Consider the following 19,637-nt stretch of genomic DNA (forward strand, 5'->3'; position numbering starts at 1 on the left):
CGCATTAAAGCAATGGGGGACTGGCCCCCGTTACGTTAAAGTGGTAAAGTCTATTTTATAATGCAAGCTTCTTTCGTTCTGAATCGATAATAGATGGGTCTATTCTTTCAAACAGTACTTCCACGTCTCCAATAGTCGTGGAAGTTGTTTCTATATAGTTCCAACTTGTGTTCTCTTTCAGTTGAAGGAACCCTTTTATTGTTTCTGCAGTAAATGGTAAAAAAGGAGATAGTAAATTTGATAAGTTGGCGATGATTTGTAGACAGGAATAAAGAGTTTGCTCACACTGATTTCTATCCGTATTTATCGTAATCCATGGTTGTCGTTGATCAAAGTATCTGTTGGATTCACGTATGAATTCAAACACCTCTTGAAGCGCGTTTTTGCAATCTCCGCGTTCAATTTTTTCACCAACTGTGTCATACAACTTTTCAATTCTACTTCTCTGAATATCATCAATATGACCAACTGGTATAGATCCGTCGAATACATTATTGATAAACTTTAGCGTTCGATTGACGAAGTTTCCAAATGCACCTAGTAGTTCACTATTGTTAGAATAAACAAATTCTCGCCATGAGAAATCAGCATCTTTTTTTTCGGGTGCATTGATTGTTAAAAAATAACGAATTGAATCCGGATGGAAATTCTCTAACAGCTCTGGAATCCATACTGCAAAATTTTTACTTGTTGAGATTTTCTTCCTCTCAATTGTCAAATATTCATTTGAAATAATATGAGTTGGTAATCTATGTTCTCCTATTCCTTGAAGTATTGCCGGCCAAATAATTGTATGGAAAGGAATGTTGTCCTTACCGTGAACATAGTAAGCCTTACCTTCCACATTCCAAAATGAATCTAGTTTCTCATCAAATTTTTCACTCCACTGTTTGGAAGCAGATAAGTAACCTGCAACTGCTTCAATCCATACATAAATCTTTTTATCTTCGTATCCTCCTACTGGAACTTGAACGCCAATTGGTAAATCCCTCGTTACTGCTCGATCATGTAAACCTTCTCTAATGTATCTATTAGATAAATGAATGGCATTTTCTCTCCATGCATTACTTGTTTCAGCAATATCTACTAAATGTTGAAGTTGGTGTTGGAACGATGATAAACGAAAATATAAGTGCTGTGTCTCCCGTACTGACGGACTAGAACCACAAAGCTTACACGATCGATTTATCAAATCTAACGGATCAAGTATCGTTGAACAATGATCACACTGATCTCCCCTTGCATCTTTGTGACAGACAGGACAAACTCCTTCAACATACCGATCAGGCAAAAACTGTTCACAACAATCACAATATGACTGTTCCACATTTCTTGAATAAATATAACCTTTCTTAAAAAGCTCCAAAAACACAGTCTGAACAACATGATGGTGCTCAATTTGGTCCGTTCTTGAGTAGTAATCAAAAGAGAAACCTAGTTTACGAAAACAAACCTCGAACTCTTCATGATATCGATTGGTTATCTCCTCAACTGCCTTTCCCTCTTGCCTCGCCCGCAGCGCAATGGGTGTTCCATTACAATCACTACCAGATACATATAACACATTCTCGCCTTTCAAACGCAAATATCGAGCTATAATATCCCCTGGTAACAAACTTGAAATATGACCAACGTGAAGTGAACCATTCGCATATGGCCACGCTCCTCCAATAAAAATACCCATACTAAATCTCCTCCTATTCGCTTTATCGCATTAACGTATCGGGGGCCAGTCTCCCACTTCACTAAAGTGCTAAAATGTCATTTTTCTGTATTCTCCTTCCCGTTGAAAATAAAAAACCCGCCCTTTAACACATTAATGTTAAAGGACGGGTTTCACCGCGTTACCACCTTTATTTACTAATAGCTTGCACTATTAGCCTCAGCAGGTACGGAACTATTGTGTTCGATACCGTGGCAATGTTAACGGATGCCAACTCCCGTCACAGCCTACCTCCCTTTGGGACTCGGTGTGCAGCTCAAAGACCATTTTCTAACATGCGTTTCTTTGCTTCTTTTCAGCTACCGAAGCTCTCTGTAAAAGATCCATCATATTATACTTTTCTCATCATCGCTTTTTCAACATTTTGTCAGAAACCTCACGCAAAATCAATACCTTTTTATTTTTTCTGATTAACAGTCAGTCCTATTTCATAAGCATGGAACTAGTATAAATACTCATATTTCGATAATATTTCCCGAGAAATGTCGATTATTGAGATGGAGATTATAACATCCTCTAACTACCAATCTTCTAATTTATCAACATAATAATTCCTCGCACATTGTAAAGTATTCACATTCTATCTTTTGGAAATAATAGTACAAAAGGAGATGAGAGTATGATTCATAAACCTTATAAAATAGTAAATGTTGAAGAGGATGGTAACACCGTAACAATAACGTACATGAGTAATGATGATCCTATACCTTATTCGTTATTTCAGTGTACTTTTAAAAACGATGAAGATCAGGTTGTCATTAATGAATTGTTGCATTATTGTATGAAAACAGAGAACTTCCTCGATATAAAGGGGCTATATTCCTCAAGTTTCGAACAGTCACTAGTTCAATCGTTACAAGAGGAAATAGTGAATCAAGCTGATATTAGTTAAATCGTTTGATATATTCGTATTAAACTCTAGTATTCTCTCTTAACAAACTGTAATATTGTGGTAATAAGGGAGGCGTATATCATGAATGACCAACAACTCAAAATGTACTTATCAAACTTGGTTCAGAATAATAAAGATATAGAAAAGGAACAAAGTCACACGGTTTTAAAAGCTATGTTAGAATATATCGGAACTCCAGATAGTGAATTGCGAGATAAGCTTATTTATCGTACATTCTTCTTTTCTATTACTAAAGGAATTTTTACCGTTGAACAGTTGAAAGCAACGCTTGACACTGTCCTTAGCAAGGATTACTTATTTTATGAAGTAGGCTCCGCAGAAAACGACACTGTTTTCACAAGATCTTTCTCTAGTCTTGTAATTGCTGTTATTCTTCATCATAATTTAACACATTCTTTTTTAGATGCATCTACCATAATAAAAATTAAAGATGCTCTCATTAAATATACAGAGAGTGAGTGTGATGTGAGAGGCTACGTCCATGATAAGGGATGGGCACATAGTGTTGCTCATGTAGCCGATGCCATTGATGAACTAGCAAAGCATTCACAACTTTCATATGACGATTTTGTAAAGTTATTCAAAGTAGTATTAACAAAGGCGATCTATCAAGCTACTGTTTATCAAAGTGACGAATCCGAACGCTTAGTAACCGCTGCAGTCACGATTCTACCAAGCCTTGATAACGACACAATTCTTAGCCTAATCCATGAAATTCAAATCAAGGTTGTGGATGAATACAGAACACTACCTTCAGATTTAGGATTCAACCAAACTATTAATTGGAAGCAGTTTTTAACAGCACTGTACTTCCGACTAAATAAGTTAGAATTGTCTCCAAATATTCTAGCTACAGTGGAAAAATACATATATGAATTAACTAAACCTTATTATCACAATTGAACCACAAGTTTCACTTTAACACATTAACGCATCGGGGGACAGGCCCCCAATGCGTTAATGTGTTAAAGTGTACTATCCTTTTACTGAAACAACTTTTTGTTCAAGTACTGGATTATTGGTCTCTGCTAGTTCAGGCGCATCAATTGCGTCTGGTAGTTCGTGGTCAAGGCGTCTTATTCTTGGGTGTGCGTAGTAAGCTACTCCAGTGATTAGCCAAAGGATTCCTAGTGTGAAGAAAAGAAGTCCAATTCCCCTTCCCTCTCCTACACCTAAAATTAAACCAAGGTTAGTAGAAAGAAGCCCGTTTTCACTCATTAATGGACTGAAAATTTTCTCTGTTACGGGTCCAGCTGTCAAATAAGCGATTGGAGACAACGATAACCCTACCATTCTTCTTAGTGCAAATACTCTTCCTTGTACATTTGCATGCACTTTTCGTTGCCAGATTTCTTGCACTGCCGCATTTCCGAATGGGATAAGTGCTAGTGTGATGAACATCCCGATTGTAATCACAACAATTGAAGACGATAAGCCCATAATACTTAGCCCGATAGCACTCAGCATACCGAACAATAAAAATTGTTTCATTTTATCCTTCATGCCACCCCAAATACTTAAAAGCACTCCTCCTAATAACATTCCTCCACCACTAATCGAAATGACTATTCCTAAAGCCTTTTCATCACTTAACATTAAGATCAACGGCTGAATTAACACATTCAAGTACCCTAATAAAAAATTGACAAAAGCAAAGTAAAATAATAACCCTACTAAGGCCGGGCGCTCTTTTATATAAGTCCACCCTTTTAACGCTTCCTTTACAAATTTTGATTTTATTGCGGTAGTTTCTTTTGCTAACTCAGGGAACTTAATAACTATTAATGTTCCAACAGCAATAATAAACGTAAATAAATCGAGCATTATTATGCCTTCTAATCCTATAATTCCAAGTAATAACCCGGCAGATATGGGTGCAATGAGCATTGATAATGAATCCGCCATTTGAACCATGCCATTTGCTCTTCCTAACTGCTTTTTTGGAACTAATAACGCAACGGTCGATTGATAGGCTGGAAGCTGAAACGAGCTGCTGAAGGAAGCAATTGCAGAAGTTAAAAAGATATGCCAAACCTCCAAGACATCGAACATTAATAAAAGCAATATAACAAGTGTGCTTATTCCAGCGATCACATCCGCAATGATCATAATGTACTTTCGTTTCCACTTATCGACTACATACCCTGCAAACGGTGCAGCCAATACCCCTGGTACAACAGCAGCCATAATGATAAAAGAAAACAGCGTTACAGAACCCGTTTCTTGGAATACCCAAACACCTAATGCAAATCCAGTTAGCCCTGATCCAACAACCGATGCTAACTGTCCGAACCATAAAATAGAAAATGTTTTAAAGCTTTGCTTAGCCATGTCACTCCTCCTACTCTATAACTTCATATAAAGATACGAGCAAACCGAGTTCCTTTTTTTCTGGGTCTTTGCAAGAGTTCGAAAGACGATTATTCCATTTCTCGCTTAATTCTTTCAGTTCACGATATAATTCAACTCTCTCTTCTTCAGACATGTACTTACTCATCTGAAAAAATAATGGTCGTGAGTTATTCTGATCATTATGAGCATGTTCAAACGCCTTTAAAAAGCTAATTTTAAACTCTTTCAACGTATTGTTAATAATTTGACTTTGCTCGTGTAGTAAATGAATTCCTTCACCTTCTATGCGTGAAAGACGAATTCGTATGTCTTTTGCAATTGGCAAATAATATTTCTCTACAATCCCTGCATTCTCTCTCGTTTCCGTTAAGACTAATAATCCAACTTTAACTAACTCTCGAACATGGTAATGCACCTTTGAGGCAGACATTTCAAGTTGGTCTGCTATTTGCTTTGCGGTTCTCGATTTATCATCATGGAACAAGCTTAGTATTTTCATTCTTAAATCGTTAGAAAGTACTTTGGCTTGTTCAAAGGTTGTTACTTCATAATAGTTAAGCTGTTCCATCCTACTCACCTCTTTGTTCAAACTTTCTTTATCATTCAGGAAAATTTGAATGGTCTATTTTCCTTGATTATATTACCTTATGGAAAATTTTACAACTATTTTCTGTAAAAATTTACAATTTAACAATAAGAAAAAACCGTTCTTGAAATTAGAACGGTTTAAACTATGTAGATCTACGTATCACATTGTTTCTATTAATCAATTTCGTACATATATATTAGAACAACAATGATTAAACATTCATAGCTGAGATGAAAAGATGCCTTTTGAAACCCGTGTCTATAGACTTTTTATATAGACATCAAACAATGCGAAAACAGCTAAACCTATCATTACTTTATTCCCAGATACTCTACTTGAAGTGGAGTTTCAACAATTTGATTTCCTATTTTTCTCACATCATAGGCTCTTGCATTTGGTCTAGAGCTTACAATTTTGAATATGTTTTCGTTTACAAAATGAACTCCTACACCGTCATCTACGCCAATTCCGTCTATAATTCTATTGTTCAACATTAATTGATGGTACCTTGGTCGTCTATCGATTTCACCATCATAATGAGGAGCATTACTTCCTTTAAGTATTCCCAGACATGTTAGTTCTCTTAAACTCCCGGGATAAGAGTCTGTTAGACCTTCTTCAAACCAGCAAATAGAACCTGCACTCAGTCCTGTGAGTATAACGCCTGCTTTATAAGCCTTTTTCATCATTTCATCAAGACCCCATTCGCGCCAAAGAGCTAGAAGATTTTTCGTATTTCCTCCTCCTACATAGATAATATCCATGCTTAACACATAGTTTTCTAGATTTTCATCCGGCAATTTATAGACCGATAAATGAAACGGATCGCACTCTTCCTTTCCAAAAAACTGATAAAACCGATTTATGTACCCGTCTGCATCACCGGTAGCCGTCGGAACAAAACAAATTCTCGGTCTCTCTTTATTTACAAGACTCAAAATATACCGATCTAATAATGGGTTATCAGGTTCCATCGAAAACCCTCCACCACCCATTGCAAAAATCTGCCTCTTTATACAACTCTCCATCACAATCTCTCCCAACACTGTTTTCCTATATTTTACAACATTTCTAAATTAATGGAATAGAATCACTTTTACACTTTAAAGGAGTGGGGGACAGGCCCCCACTCCTTTAAAGCGTTAAACTGTTATTAGCACCATGCTGCTCCAACGATGATTAGAAGGATGAATAGTACTACTATTAGTACAAATCCATTACCTCCACCTGAAACCGGTGATGTGTAGCCATAACTTGGGTAACCACAATGTCCGTAGTTCATAAAACGTCATCTCCTCTTTTATTTTTACTTTCTTCTTTCTCTTGCCATTTTTTATTCACGAATGAATATTAGTATCCAACATATGCAGATCCTACAATAATTAATAGGATGAACAACACAACGATTAACGCAAATCCATTAGAATAACCTCCGCTCATGGTTACACCTCCTTAATCGCCTTTCAAAACTAGACTATTCATCAAGTACTCATAATGGAAGGGCAAATACCTACTTCATCTCATTTTAGAGCACATTGGCAATTAGAAAGATTCATGCATATTCTCTATTACTAAGGTTCTTTTCGTAAACGTTGTTTCTATTAATCTAATTTAGGGGCTTCTTTATATAATCATGAAGGTTTTTAGCCTTAACAAAAAGATTCTCCAAAACATTCATAAACTCCGTGTTTATAGACTTGTCCGTTAAACAATAAACTCTGCGAAAACAGCCATTAACAAAAGCAAAGGAGCTATCAAATGTCATATTCATATACTGATTTATTAGCTTTATTAGGTATCGGTGGTGCACATCCAGGAGGATTAGCGTTAACACGAGCTATTTTTGAGGAGCTTCAAATTAGTGAGGATACCTGTATATTAGAAGTTGGCTGTGGAACTGGGCAAACAACCGGCTTTATTATTTCCAATTATCCTTGTAGTTTACATGCTATAGATGCCCATCCAACCATGATTCAAAAAGCAACAAAAAGGCTAAATCAACACAAGTATCCTGTTACTATTTTGGAAGCGAATGTTGAAAAAATCCCTTATAAAGCTCAAATGTTTGATATTGTACTTTCGGAATCAGTAACTGTTTTCACTAATATAAATAAGACTATTCCCGAATATTATCGCGTATTAAGAAATGGTGGGTCATTAATCCTCATTGAAATGACAGAAATTCATCCATTTGATGAAAACGAGAAAAAAGAGTTAATCCAATTTTATGGAATAAAACAATTATTAAATGAACAACAATGGGAGGAACAATTTAGAAGCGCTGGTTTCCAAGAGATACAAACTATTCATGTTTCCGAAGAACATTTCGTTAATCTTGAAGAAGATTTTTCAGAGTTTGATATGAGTGAAGACATTGAACCTAAACTATTTAACAAGTTAGAAAATCATGAAGCATTAACTCTCAAATATAAAGAGAAATTGGGTTTTCGTGTATTTATTTGTAAAAAGAACTAATATGGACAAATGTACAATCTCCTCCATTCTTATCCTCATATTCTATTACGTACTAGAAAAGAGGAGGAATGAAACTTGTCTCAAAATATGTATGGATTATGCTGTCAGTATCAAGGAAAAGTCGTTAGAATTCGTGAACACAACGGGCGCGAACATATTGGGCGTATTACAAGAGTATCTCCAAATCGTGTATATATTGAATCAAATGGACCAAGAGGCGGCTTTGGATATGGATTTTATGGTGGGGGCTACTACAGGGGCTATGGATATTCTCTAGCACTTGGTGCAATTGCAGGTATTGCTCTAGCAGGACTTTTCTTTTGGTAAGATCATAACTAAATCACTTTATCGAATTAACGCGATGGGGGCCTGTCCCCCATCGCGTTAATTCGATAAAGTTTTTCTATTATTTTCCACATTTTTCTCATACAATCTATAAAAAGGGGGATATTTCCAAATGAGAACATTTAAAAGTTTTGAGGAGTTTTGGCCATTTTATCTTAAGCAGCACAGTAAGAAATCTACAAGGAATTGGCATTTTGTTGGTACATCATGTGTATTTATTTTTCTTGTAATAGCTATGGTCACTGGTGTAGTATGGTATGTTTTTTTAGCTCCAATTGTTGCGTATTCGTTTGCGTGGATTAGTCATTTCTTTATTGAAGGAAATAAACCTGCGACGTTTGGACATCCATTTTGGTCATTGCGGGCTGATTTTAAAATGTACTACTTAATGCTCACACGTAGGATAAATCAAGAACTGATGCATTTGCCTTTGGAAGATAAAATTGAAATGTAGAAAACATTTCCAATAAAGATATTTACATTTTTCTCTAAATTATAAACAATAAAAGTCTATTAGACTGATAAACCGTGGCTTACTTACCACCCTCATACTATACGTTATGGGCCGGCCTTGTATCTCGCTAAGAAATATGAGACCGGTCTTTTTTGATTCTTCATACTAGGAGGTTTTCATATGCCATTCATCCTAAAACAATTGCACCCGATCATTCATACGTTATTAATTGGAACATTTTTATCTCGTATTGCTAAGTCTATGAGTCTACCGTTCCTGGCAATCTATCTTTCCAACCAGACTGAACTAAGTTCTACTGCAATTGGAATCATTGTAGGTGTTGCCTGCTAGCGAGACTGTAACTGGAGTCATTGATGTTATTTTGATTTGGCAGAAAGATCATCCTGTTAAGCTCTATCTATACTTAGGGATTGGTGTTTATCGGTTTAGCACTTGTCCAGCATCCGAACCTGTTTTTCTTACTAAGTGTACTAAATGTTATTTGTAAAGGCTTTTTCGATCCAGTGTTTTCTGGCAGGTACGATTTTGATTGACCAACTTGCCCCCAAATTATTTACGTGGTTGTTATTACGGAGCACAGAATTTCAATGAACTCGTAAAGTTTTTATGGCCTACATTAGGAATGACTTCGTTCACCATTCAATATCTATTTATATATCATTGCAGTGCTTCTGTTCATAAGCAACTACATCTATTGGCTGGGGGGGCGACATTGGAATAAAAAGCTTCAATATCAGTCAGCTAACACTCACTAAAATTTAGTGTAAACGTCCTATAAATTTGTCCACTATTTTCCCACTATCGTTCATACATATAGAATAAGCCTATAAAAGCTAGGGGGAACTGCAATGGATAAACAGCGTACATTCTTTTATGGTTTTATTGTTGGCGTTATTTTTATGATGTTTCCTGTACCTGGATTCACATTTTTAGGAGAAATTTTATTAATTCTTAAAGGTGTTATTCAAATTATTGGCCTTATCTTATTTGTTGTATGTAGTGTACCACTTATCATCCATACCTACCGTGCATTAGTTAGGTAAAAAAAGTCCCTATTGGGGCTTTTTTTCGCATACATATTTTCAAGCAAAATGCTCACTCTAAAAAAGCAAGTACATTCTACATAATAGGAGTGACATTTATGCAAAAAAATGCAAGAGGTTATGTTCAAGATTCAGCATCTGCATTAGATAATGCAAGAGAAAGTTTACAAAATGCCCTTCAAACAGTTGAGAAGGATTCTAATCGCACAGATATTGAAGAAACATTAAATGCGGTAGAAGCTGCTCTTCAACAATGTAATCAAGCTGTTAGTGCATTAGAATCTCAATAGTCATGAAAGTAGCCTTAAGTGTTTTAACACTTAAGGTTTTTTCACCCTCCTTTTGTCCTCTGAATATTGTATAGAGATGTTTTAAAGGAGGCGACTTTATGTATTATTATCGAGAGTCATCAGCAATGCCTAGTATCCAATCTTATACAATTATGGAGCCTTTTGTCGTTCAGGCTGCGCAATCTCTTATTGGAAAAAATGCCGTAATTGAAACTGTTGGGGATAGTCTTAGGGGACGAGTGATGGACGCAAAGCCTGATCACATCGTCGTTCAATCAGGAGACAGTACATTTTTTATTCGACTTCAAATGATTATTTCTATCATGCCAGACTAAAAGAAAAGCTCAAGTTCCTAGGAAGCCACAGGCACTTGAGCTTTTCTTTTCTTCGTGTTATTAGACCTAAGGCAGGCTTGTCGCTCGAGCTAGACACTAGTCTATATAATTATTTTTAAGTAGTGGCTATTTAACCACTTCAGCTACCGAGTCACTTAAATAATCAGCATAATCTTCAAGCAGAGCGAGCGAACTAATATCTGTTTCAAAAAGTGGAATATAATGTCTTCTTTGACGATTGAATTCATCCTCAATTTGCACAACATATTCTTTTTCCACTTCTTTTCGCTTTCTCCAAAACTCACCGTCCACATCTTCTGAAAGAACTTTATTAATAATAATGGTATTAACTTCAATATCATGCTTATTTAATTCCTTAATCGCCCTTGCCGTTTCTAATATTGGTAACCTTTCTGGATTTAACACGAACACATACCCTGTTTTCCGTTGATCTAATAAGTATTCTCGAACGCTAGAAAAACGCTCTTTTCTTCTTTGTAAAACTTGAAAAATAGGATCATCCACCGGTTCACCATCATTTAAAAGTTGTGTATAATTATCATTTCTCTTTTTTCGCCTCTCTAGCATTCCGTTAATCCAAACACTCATTAATTCAGGAAGGGTTAATAAACGAATTGTATGACCGGTTGGGGCAGTGTCAAAAATGATTGTGTCATAAGCCTCTCCTTCATCTAAAATAATGGATACCATTCGATCAAATAGCGCTGCTTCCTCAGCACCAGGTGAAGAACTAGCCGCATCAATTTGCCTGTTTACTTCATCCTTCATCGTTGGCTTTACAACACCCCGGATGTTATCTTTAACACTTTGAATATACTGTTTCGATTCTGCTTCAGGATCTATTTCGATTGCATCTAAATAATCGACTATTTTAGTAGGTTTATTTTTCAATTTCTTATGAAAAATATCTCCTATATTGTGAGCAGGATCAGTGGAAATTAATAACGTTTTCTTCTTGTTCCTAGCGTGTAACAACGCAATTGCAGCAGCACTTGTAGATTTCCCTACTCCACCCTTACCGCCTACAAATAATATCCTTTTGTCGAGTAGCATCTCTTCCTCCCCCTAACAACAACGAATTCCTGTGAGTGGTGATTTTTCCATCCCCATCCTTAAATGCCAATCATGAAACTTCTCTAAGATGTATGGATATAACTCGAGCGTGTAATAAAAGGCAGGATTCGATAGTCCTAGTGTTTCTGACATACATAATAGTAAAAATAAATCATCTTCATCTCTGAGCTCTCTCAAAATTTCTGTACGATGATGGACAGATAGTATTTCATCGTATAACTGTACGAGTTTCTTGAGTGTTTCTACACCTTTCACCTCTTCACCTGCTTCTCTAAGGGAATATGAAAGTGAAAAAGGAACCTAATGAAAGGTTCCACTTTCGATTATAATGTTGTATTAATATTCGTCGGGTCATCCTTTTTCGTAAGTTCTTTAAAGGCAGTGAGGACGATCCAGATTGCAAAGACCAAAATGACACTACCGAAAATAAATAATAGTAAATTCGTCTCTGTTGCCCCATACCCTGACCATTCGAAAATGACTTGTTGAGCCATTGCCCATACTGTCATCACGAGTATGAATACCATCGGAATAAAGGTTATTAAATAGTTTCGGCCAAGGCGCTTTAACCAAATCGAAACGAGTAATAAACTTATACCAGCTAGCAATTGATTCGACGTTCCGAATAATGGCCAGAGTAAGTATCCACCTGATCCAAAGCCGTTTGGTCCTTTTGGTAATAAAACTAATGCTGCACTTGAGAATACAGCTACTGAAGTTGCTACATGAGTTTTTGATAATGCGTTTACTTTATATTCCTCGCCTAATTCTGCAATAATATATCTCATTAGACGAACAGATGAATCAAGTGTTGTTGCAGCAAAACTTACAACAATAACAGATATAATGGTTCCTGCAATACCCGCTGGAATTCCAATACCTGTCGCTAATTGCGCTCCACCTTTAATAAAGTTTCCTAACCCACCACTGTTAGCAGCACTAAAGCTGCTGTAAGCTTCTTTAAACTCACCAGCATTTGCAAATAATGTTACACAAGCAATAATTGAAATTAATGCTAGGAAGCCTTCTCCAACTGCCCCTAAGTACCCAACGAAACGCGCATCTGTTTCTTTATTTAATTGCTTTGATGAAGTACCTGATGAAACTAGACCATGGAAACCTGAAATCGCTCCACAAGCAATCGTAATAAATAATAACGGAAGCCATGATTTGTCAGCAACATCAAGATTCGTCATTGGCGCCGTGATTTCTGGACGTAAAACAAATAAACCAAGATACATAATTCCAAGTCCTACTACAAGTTGGTGAGAGTTAATATAATCTCTCGGCTGTAACAGCTTCCAAACCGGCAATACAGATGCAATATAACAGTAAACCATTAGAATGATAATCCATACGAAGAATGCCATAGATACTCCATTTAATCCAAACAACGTCGTATTCTCCGCACCACCAAAGTAACTTACTAAATCAATCTGTAGTGCAGGTACTAAACTTGTTACAATTGCTGATCCGTACATAATAGCAAGAGCAGCTAGTGATGGAAGAAGCATTCCTCCCTTTTTCTTATAAACGGCATAACCAATCCAAATCGCTAGTGGAATTTCAATGAATACAGGGATAACACTTGCCGGGAACTTAATAAATAGATTCGCAATAACCCAAGCAAACACCGCATTTACCATTAATACTAAAATTAAAATGATGAATAAGAATAATAGCTTTGCTCTTTTTCCAATTAACTTATCTGCTAAGGTCCCTACTGATTGACCTTTGTTTCTTACAGATAAGACTAGTGTACCAAAGTCATGCACTCCAGCTGCAAAAACTGTTCCTAAAACCACCCACAATAACGCTGGTAGCCATCCCCAATATACAGCTATTGCAGGACCTACAATAGGTGCAGCCCCAGCTACTGATGTAAAATGGTGCCCCCATAATACGGTTTTCTTTGTTGGAACAAAATCGGTTCCATCGGAAAATTCATGTGCCGGTGTAACAAAGTTGGGATCTAACCGAAAGATTTTTTCTGCCACAAACTTTGAATAATAACGATAACCTAATACAAATACAATAGTGCCGATAATCGCTAACCAAATACTGTTCATGGATTTCCCCCTTTAAATTTTATGACCTGGTAATAAATTCTACTTCTATAATGATAGTATTAATTTATGTAAGCGATGTCAATATTATTATCTGAATTTTTAGTAAAATATTCTTGATTCAAATTAACACTTATTAGATAAAGTTGTAGAATCTATTTCGGAAGGAATTTGGTGCTTATTCATTGCCATTTTCTCTTCATTAGCAACTAAAATCTCGGGGAATTCAACAGGTGGATATTTATTAAATAGAACAACAGAATTGAATTTTATCAGAATAGGAATTAAAAGAGATATAGAAAAACGGCCCGTGCATTTTTTAGCACAGACCGTTTTTTATTTTGTTACAACTACTTCTTTACTTGGCATATTATGCATATCTCTTGCTGTTACGTGAGCGACTACAATATATGTAGCTTCATTCTCAAATGTACTTTTCACCGAATATACTCCGTCTCCTTCGTGGGAAGCTTTGATCATCTCACCTTTATCTTGCCCAGAAGCTCTAACCTCAAAAACTACTTCGCTTGCATCTTCTACTTTTTCGTCACCTTGAGTCACTAGTGCAGTCAACATAACTTCTTCACCTGCTTTTACGTTGTCAGGTATTTGAATTTCAACATCAATCATAACAGGTACATTTGTATGTCCAGCACCATGCTCCTCACTATCCTTCGAACATCCTGTAAAAATTACTACAAAGAATAAAAGTAGTAAACTTAATTTTTTCATTGTAACCCTCTTTTCACTATTTATGATTTCAATTGTTGACAAGTACCGTATACTTTATAACTCTACTAAATCATTATAATGGAAAGACTTGATTATGTTGTGAACAATTATTGAATAAAAAAGGAGAAATGCTCTCACATTCCTCCATACATACCTATATCGATTTCACCAATCCACCATCAACAAGAAATGTACTTCCTGTCATATATCCATTTCCTTCCGAAACTAAGAAAGTTACAACCTTTGCAAATTCTTCTGGCTCACCGTAACGTCCCAGCGGAATGTTTGCCTTCACCTTCTTCTCCACTTCTTCACGAGTTAAGCCACTGTTTTGCGCTGTAATGTTATCTAATTGCACAATACGTTCGGTTGAAATTCTTCCCGGTGATACTGTATTAATTAAAATATTATATGGTGCCAATTCCTGTGCGAGTGTTTTAGCCAGCCCAACAATCCCTGTACGGAAAGTGTTTGATAATAGCAATCCTGGTATAGGTTCTTTTACAGAGGATGAGGCTATATTAATGATTCTGCCACCACGCTCCTTTAAATGAGGTAAAGACTCTCGAATGAGACGTATGTAGCTTAATAGATTTAGTTCAAAAGCACCTTGCCATTGTTCATCTGTAATAGATTCAATCGTACCAGTAGGAGGCCCTCCAGCATTATTAACAAGAACATCAATTTGACCAAACTCTTCAATTGCTTTGTTTACCAACCCTTTAATATCTTCATAGTTTGAAAGATCTGCCACTTGAATAACAACTTTTCCTGGCCCGATTTTATTTAACTGATCTGCCACATTACGTAATTTCTCTTCATTTCTACTCGAAATCACAACATTCATACCTTCTCTTACAAATTGCTCGGCAATTGCCTTTCCAAGACCTTGAGAAGATGCTGCTACTAACGCTGTCTTACCTTGGAGATTTAGTTCCATAAACGTCACCTCTTTAGTTTTTTTATACCTATTTTTATTGTATGGCAACCCCGCTCTTTTTCTTCCATCTATTCTTCATTGCTTTTTCAATAAATAGAGGGTCTGCAGCATATTGCCTAATTACGTCACGTATTTCTTCAGCTAAATAAATCGGGTTTTGATTCGTGGCAAGTGATTCATACCCTGAACCACGTTGCAAGTAATCTGACGTGGCAACTGAATACCAACGTTCATCCTCAAGTGGGTCTTCTCCAATCATTATCTCTTTTACATTCTTCCCATCATGAATAATGGTTGCTCCAGATACATGTAATCTCCCCACGTATTTCCCTCTAAACCCTGGGCCTCTTCCATCGGCTAAGCAAACCTGTACATCTAAAGACGCTTCAATTGCCTCTCGTAGTGCTTTCCCTTGTACTTCAATAGAAGTAGGATTTAGCGGGGATGGACAAACCTCTATCAACTTTTTATTCGATACAAAATCAAATATACCGGCATTTACAATTCCGCTATTTATTAAGCCTATATCACAATTTAATTTATCTCTTAATCCGTCTGCAATAAGATTCGTAATCGGATTTTCTTCTAAAACATCATGCCAGAGTGGCTGGTCGATTGCATATAAAGGCTTGCTTAATACTTCTATTGCCTTTTCCTTATTTACTTTCAATATCGAAACAACTTCAGTATCTGCTTGCGAATTTTTTGTAGCGATCGACTTTGAATCTAGTAGCTTTACCTTTCCATCCTTATATTCAAGCTCTAATACTCCAACGTACTCACCATAACAACCTGCACTATTTAGAATTGTACCGTTTACAATCTTCGCTTGCTCAAAAAGCTTATGATCATGTGCTGATAAAATGACATGCACTCCTTCAAGTTCCATTGCAAGCTCTTCATCCACTTCTGTACCTACATGATTTAAGATGATACAAATATCATATTTTCCTTTATTACTTTTAATTTCATGAGAAATCGTTTCTTTAAATGCCTTCATAAATAAACCTAATCCGTCATTAAACTCACCCATATTTGGAGAAGCACCCGTAATTAGAATTCGTAATCCATCCTTCTCGATAATCGTGCTTGATACAACTCCCTCAATAATTGACTTGTCCTTTTTCAATAGATTGCTACTAATAAACGGTACCTTGCTCGTCTTGGCCATGTATTCCAAAGTGTCTACACCATTAAACATTTCATTATTCCCAATCGTCAGTGCATCATAGCCTAAACTTTCTAGTAATTCAATGGCCGCTAACCCTCGCGTACCTTGAAGCTCAATGCTTTTAAAATCAGCAAAGTCACCTCCGTCTAGCAAAATCGTAGTCTCGTCTTTTAATTGTTTGATGAGTGTCGCTGCTCTCTGGAATTGCTCATAGTTACTATGTAAATCATTTGTATGGATAATTTTAAGTTTCATATAACCCTCCAAATTGGTAATAACTATAAATTCTAAATAAAGTAAAAAACTCCTTCTTCTTTTAATGATGAAAAAAAGACATCCAGAACTCTGAATGCCTTCAAATCTAATTAACACTATTAATTAATTCATTCATCATTTCCTTATCCATCGGTCCAATAATCTTTTGTCTTATTATACCTTCGGAATCAATGATATAACTTGTTGGAATTGTAAATGCTTGATACGTATCCCCTACTTCACCAGTAATATCAAGTGGGATTGGAAACGTTAATTTATAGTCACTTATAAATTCACCGATATGATCTGTATTTTTTTCTGCAGTCGTTAAATTGACAGCTAAAACCTCCAAATTTTTGCCCTCATTACCTTCATAAAACTCCTGCATATGAGGCATTTCTGCTTTACATGGTGGACACCAGGTCGCCCAAAAGTTAAGAATCACTTTCTTTCCTTCCATCTCCGAGAGTTTAATTTTGGTTCCATCCAACGTTTGCAACTCAAAATCTGGAGCCTTCATTCCCTCCTGAACACCAACTTCAACATTACTCTCTGCTAGGACCTCTTTACTAACTTCCTGTTTTATTTTCTCAGTTTCATTTAACGTTGAGACATAGTCAAAAATCCCCCAACCTATTAACACGATCAAGCCGAAAATGACTATGATATTAACACGATTCTTCATTTTTTCGCTCCTTATTCCAATAAATTAAACTAACCAATATTAATGCAATGTAAAACCATTGTTGGAATGTGAATAAGTATAAATGATCATTTTTAGTAATGTAAAATGAGGCAATAATATTTAAAAATCCAAATAGAATAGTGGTAGTATATATTTCACTAGTTGTGCCAAAAAATTTTCTTAATTGATTATAAAGTATCACTAGTAACGAATATGCCCCAATTATTGTGTGATATAAACGTAATTCTTCTACTAAGATAGCCGAAAGGATATGGTACACACCCAGTACTACGAAACTGAAAAAGAAAGCCGTTTGTATTAGATAAGATAGTCGCAACATTCTTCCCTTTTTAAAAAAATAGAAGATAGAAGCAATGATTGCTATAATTAATCCATTATTTCCTCCTGTGAAGTAAAGCAAGGAAAGAGGACTTTTCAGAACGATAGTTGGTTCAAGTAGAAACAAACTTCCCTTCCAAACGAAGAATGCCAAAATTAGGCTATTCGTTAATAACTCTAATAAAGGTTTAGATTCATTATCGTCTCTCCTCCATAATTTTATGTAAATTACACCCAATAATACAGCTATCCCCAGTAATATCCATTTTAAAAGAACAGCCATTGAACCTATTTGAATAATATCCATTCTTACTCCCTCATTACTATTACACTTTTTTCTTTTACCACTCTATAAGAAAAAGAGGCCATTGCCTCTTTAGGGTTTTTTCCTACATTCCAACTAACATTGTCTAAACTTGAAGAACAACAAACTGTCCGCCTCCGAATAAACTTTTCGTGTAGTCAATTTTCGCACGATCAAAGTAAATACGATTACGTTCATGAACTAAAAATTGAATACCCTCTTCTTCCATAATATCATCATTTGGTAAAGCTGACTCCTCCAGAGTCAGTCGTAACTGTGGCCTACCTCAGCCAATGCCCATAGACATACGAATCATCGGCTTATTACCCATTGATAATATCTTGCACTTCTTCTTTAACCGCATTGATTGCAGCTTGTGTGATTTTCACCATATTTTTTCACCTCCGCTTATTCGTCCACTCAATCTCTGCTTTCATAAGTCATCTATCTCTTATAAAATATCCATCCAAATTTTGATTGCGGTTCCACCAATTAATACAGCCAATATTACTTGTAATACTTTTGTATTTATTTTCTTACCTGCCATTGCTCCAAGTGGAGAAGCGATTAAACTGGCAACAATCATAATAAACGCAGGAGCATAATCAATCTGTCCTGTAGTAATTTTACCAACTGTCGCACCGATCGAAGAAATAAACGTAATGGCTAGTGAAGAAGCGATCGTCATTCTAGTTGGTATCTTTAATACTACGAGCATTATTGGAACTAATAAAAATGCACCAGCAGCCCCAACAATTCCAGCGCCTAATCCAACAATTAATGCTAATGCAGCAGCAAGCAATTTGTTAAACTTGACTTGATCAAATGGAATATCATCAACGTTATTTTTCGGAACAAACATCATGACAGCTGCAATTAATGCAAGAATACCATAAATAACATTAATGCCACTTTCAGACATCATCTTTGATCCAAATCCACCTATGAAGCTACCAATTAAAATCGCAGATCCCATATATATAATTAAAGTCTTATTTAAGTAGCCACCTTTACGGTATGCCCAAACTCCACCGATTGTCGCGAAAAACACCTGAATCGCACTAATTCCTGAAACTTCATGGGCTGTAAACGCTGCTAAACCAAATAATGGTGGAATATAAAGCAGCATTGGGTACTTAATAATAGAACCGCCTATTCCTAGCATTCCCGAAATATATGAACCGATAAAACCAATTAGAAAAATGGTTATAATAAATGCAAAATCCATTTGAGTCCTCCTTATGTGAAGCTAAAGGGAACCAATATGGCTCCCTTATGATCAACCTTTTTTAATCCAGAACTTTAATACATCACTTTCTTCTTCATGCTTCATTAGTTCATGTCCGCCAGACTTTGCCCAAGCAGCCAGGTCATTTTTTGCGCCTTTATCAGTTGCATGAATTTCTAAAATTTGACCTGATTCAAGTTCGTTCATTGCTTTTTTCGTTTTTACGATGGGCATTGGACAAGCAAGGCCTTTTGCATCTAATACTTTTGTTGATTCCATAGT

25 protein-coding genes, 1 pseudogene and 1 other annotated feature are annotated in these 19,637 nt (G+C 36.1%); of the genes and pseudogenes, 9 read left to right on the top strand and 17 right to left on the bottom strand.

Annotated elements, in window-relative coordinates:
- Positions 1-55 precede the first annotated feature (55 nt).
- Positions 56-1,684, bottom strand: coding sequence for a methionine--tRNA ligase (gene metG / locus JR050_RS10755; RefSeq protein ID WP_204203500.1), 1,629 nt, complete (start codon positions 1,682-1,684; stop codon positions 56-58).
- A 138-nt stretch (positions 1,685-1,822) separates the two neighbouring features.
- Positions 1,823-2,081: a binding site (T-box leader), on the bottom strand.
- 261 nt (positions 2,082-2,342) lie between these two features.
- Between metG and JR050_RS10760 the strand changes: the two genes are divergently transcribed.
- The gene (locus JR050_RS10760) at positions 2,343-2,615 is read left to right on the top strand and encodes a hypothetical protein (protein WP_204203501.1); all 273 of its coding nucleotides are present in this window, start codon (positions 2,343-2,345) and stop codon (positions 2,613-2,615) included.
- A gap of 81 nt (positions 2,616-2,696) precedes the next feature.
- Complete coding sequence (locus JR050_RS10765; RefSeq protein WP_204203502.1) at positions 2,697-3,539, top strand: DUF2785 domain-containing protein; 843 nt, start codon at positions 2,697-2,699, stop codon at positions 3,537-3,539.
- A gap of 72 nt (positions 3,540-3,611) precedes the next feature.
- Here JR050_RS10765 and JR050_RS10770 read toward each other — a convergent pair whose 3' ends face one another.
- The 5 genes and pseudogenes from JR050_RS10770 to JR050_RS10790 all read right to left on the bottom strand — a co-directional run bounded on the left by JR050_RS10770 (position 3,612) and on the right by JR050_RS10790 (position 7,017).
- Positions 3,612-4,967, bottom strand: a complete 1,356-nt coding sequence (locus JR050_RS10770) for an MFS transporter (protein ID WP_204203503.1) — start codon at positions 4,965-4,967, stop codon at positions 3,612-3,614.
- A gap of 10 nt (positions 4,968-4,977) precedes the next feature.
- Positions 4,978-5,556: an ArsR/SmtB family transcription factor gene (locus JR050_RS10775; RefSeq protein WP_204203504.1), complete on the bottom strand. Its 579-nt coding sequence runs from the start codon at positions 5,554-5,556 to the stop codon at positions 4,978-4,980.
- A gap of 332 nt (positions 5,557-5,888) precedes the next feature.
- Positions 5,889-6,605 (bottom strand): Type 1 glutamine amidotransferase-like domain-containing protein, encoded by a 717-nt coding sequence (locus JR050_RS10780; RefSeq protein WP_204203505.1) that lies wholly within the window; start codon positions 6,603-6,605, stop codon positions 5,889-5,891.
- Between the two features lie 125 nt (positions 6,606-6,730).
- Positions 6,731-6,808: pseudogene (locus JR050_RS20825) on the bottom strand (YjcZ family sporulation protein); the annotation flags it as partial.
- 119 nt (positions 6,809-6,927) lie between these two features.
- A complete protein-coding gene (locus JR050_RS10790; protein WP_204203507.1) occupies positions 6,928-7,017 on the bottom strand; it encodes a YjcZ family sporulation protein in 90 nt (29 codons plus the stop codon).
- A 318-nt stretch (positions 7,018-7,335) separates the two neighbouring features.
- Here JR050_RS10790 and JR050_RS10795 point away from each other — a divergent pair, with 318 nt between their 5' ends.
- From JR050_RS10795 to JR050_RS10825, 7 genes are all read left to right on the top strand, one after another.
- Complete coding sequence (locus tag JR050_RS10795) at positions 7,336-8,052, top strand: class I SAM-dependent methyltransferase (protein WP_204203508.1); 717 nt, start codon at positions 7,336-7,338, stop codon at positions 8,050-8,052.
- An 87-nt stretch (positions 8,053-8,139) separates the two neighbouring features.
- Positions 8,140-8,379 (top strand): hypothetical protein, encoded by a 240-nt coding sequence (locus JR050_RS10800; protein WP_204203667.1) that lies wholly within the window; start codon positions 8,140-8,142, stop codon positions 8,377-8,379.
- A 130-nt stretch (positions 8,380-8,509) separates the two neighbouring features.
- Entirely contained in the window at positions 8,510-8,851 is a 342-nt protein-coding gene (locus JR050_RS10805) for an Mpo1-like protein (RefSeq protein WP_204203509.1), read from the top strand.
- Positions 8,852-9,031: 180 nt separating this feature from the next.
- Positions 9,032-9,202, top strand: a complete 171-nt coding sequence (locus tag JR050_RS10810) for a hypothetical protein (protein WP_204203510.1) — start codon at positions 9,032-9,034, stop codon at positions 9,200-9,202.
- A 518-nt stretch (positions 9,203-9,720) separates the two neighbouring features.
- Positions 9,721-9,915, top strand: a complete 195-nt coding sequence (locus JR050_RS10815) for a hypothetical protein (protein ID WP_204203511.1) — start codon at positions 9,721-9,723, stop codon at positions 9,913-9,915.
- A 98-nt stretch (positions 9,916-10,013) separates the two neighbouring features.
- A complete protein-coding gene (locus tag JR050_RS10820) occupies positions 10,014-10,205 on the top strand; it encodes a hypothetical protein (protein ID WP_204203512.1) in 192 nt (63 codons plus the stop codon).
- A 98-nt stretch (positions 10,206-10,303) separates the two neighbouring features.
- Positions 10,304-10,540 (top strand): YuzF family protein, encoded by a 237-nt coding sequence (locus JR050_RS10825; RefSeq protein ID WP_204203513.1) that lies wholly within the window; start codon positions 10,304-10,306, stop codon positions 10,538-10,540.
- Positions 10,541-10,666: 126 nt separating this feature from the next.
- Here JR050_RS10825 and JR050_RS10830 read toward each other — a convergent pair whose 3' ends face one another.
- From JR050_RS10830 to JR050_RS10875, 11 genes are all read right to left on the bottom strand, one after another.
- Positions 10,667-11,614, bottom strand: coding sequence for an ArsA family ATPase (locus JR050_RS10830; protein WP_204203514.1), 948 nt, complete (start codon positions 11,612-11,614; stop codon positions 10,667-10,669).
- 12 nt (positions 11,615-11,626) lie between these two features.
- On the bottom strand, positions 11,627-11,890 hold the full coding sequence (locus JR050_RS10835; protein ID WP_204203515.1) for a cory-CC-star protein: 264 nt from the start codon (positions 11,888-11,890) through the stop codon (positions 11,627-11,629).
- 68 nt (positions 11,891-11,958) lie between these two features.
- Positions 11,959-13,704: a carbon starvation CstA family protein gene (locus tag JR050_RS10840; RefSeq protein WP_204203516.1), complete on the bottom strand. Its 1,746-nt coding sequence runs from the start codon at positions 13,702-13,704 to the stop codon at positions 11,959-11,961.
- Positions 13,705-14,037: 333 nt separating this feature from the next.
- Positions 14,038-14,433, bottom strand: a complete 396-nt coding sequence (locus JR050_RS10845) for a FixH family protein (protein WP_204203517.1) — start codon at positions 14,431-14,433, stop codon at positions 14,038-14,040.
- A 154-nt stretch (positions 14,434-14,587) separates the two neighbouring features.
- Complete coding sequence (locus JR050_RS10850) at positions 14,588-15,373, bottom strand: SDR family oxidoreductase (protein ID WP_204203518.1); 786 nt, start codon at positions 15,371-15,373, stop codon at positions 14,588-14,590.
- 34 nt (positions 15,374-15,407) lie between these two features.
- The gene (locus JR050_RS10855) at positions 15,408-16,799 is read right to left on the bottom strand and encodes a bifunctional metallophosphatase/5'-nucleotidase (RefSeq protein WP_204203519.1); all 1,392 of its coding nucleotides are present in this window, start codon (positions 16,797-16,799) and stop codon (positions 15,408-15,410) included.
- A 106-nt stretch (positions 16,800-16,905) separates the two neighbouring features.
- Positions 16,906-17,484: a peroxiredoxin family protein gene (locus JR050_RS10860; protein WP_204203520.1), complete on the bottom strand. Its 579-nt coding sequence runs from the start codon at positions 17,482-17,484 to the stop codon at positions 16,906-16,908.
- Positions 17,468-18,130, bottom strand: a complete 663-nt coding sequence (locus JR050_RS10865) for a hypothetical protein (protein WP_204203521.1) — start codon at positions 18,128-18,130, stop codon at positions 17,468-17,470. The genes JR050_RS10860 and JR050_RS10865 overlap by 17 nt, the downstream gene beginning before the upstream one ends.
- Positions 18,131-18,233: 103 nt before the next feature.
- Positions 18,234-18,356 (bottom strand): hypothetical protein, encoded by a 123-nt coding sequence (locus JR050_RS20540; protein ID WP_283244068.1) that lies wholly within the window; start codon positions 18,354-18,356, stop codon positions 18,234-18,236.
- A 222-nt stretch (positions 18,357-18,578) separates the two neighbouring features.
- Positions 18,579-19,355, bottom strand: a complete 777-nt coding sequence (locus JR050_RS10870; RefSeq protein ID WP_204203522.1) for a sulfite exporter TauE/SafE family protein — start codon at positions 19,353-19,355, stop codon at positions 18,579-18,581.
- Between the two features lie 51 nt (positions 19,356-19,406).
- Positions 19,407-19,634, bottom strand: coding sequence for a sulfurtransferase TusA family protein (locus tag JR050_RS10875; RefSeq protein ID WP_204203523.1), 228 nt, complete (start codon positions 19,632-19,634; stop codon positions 19,407-19,409).
- Positions 19,635-19,637: the final 3 nt, after the last annotated feature.

The sequence above is a fragment of the Bacillus suaedaesalsae genome (genome assembly GCF_016890225.1).
GTDB lineage: Bacteria > Bacillota > Bacilli > Bacillales > SA4 > Bacillus_BS > Bacillus_BS suaedaesalsae.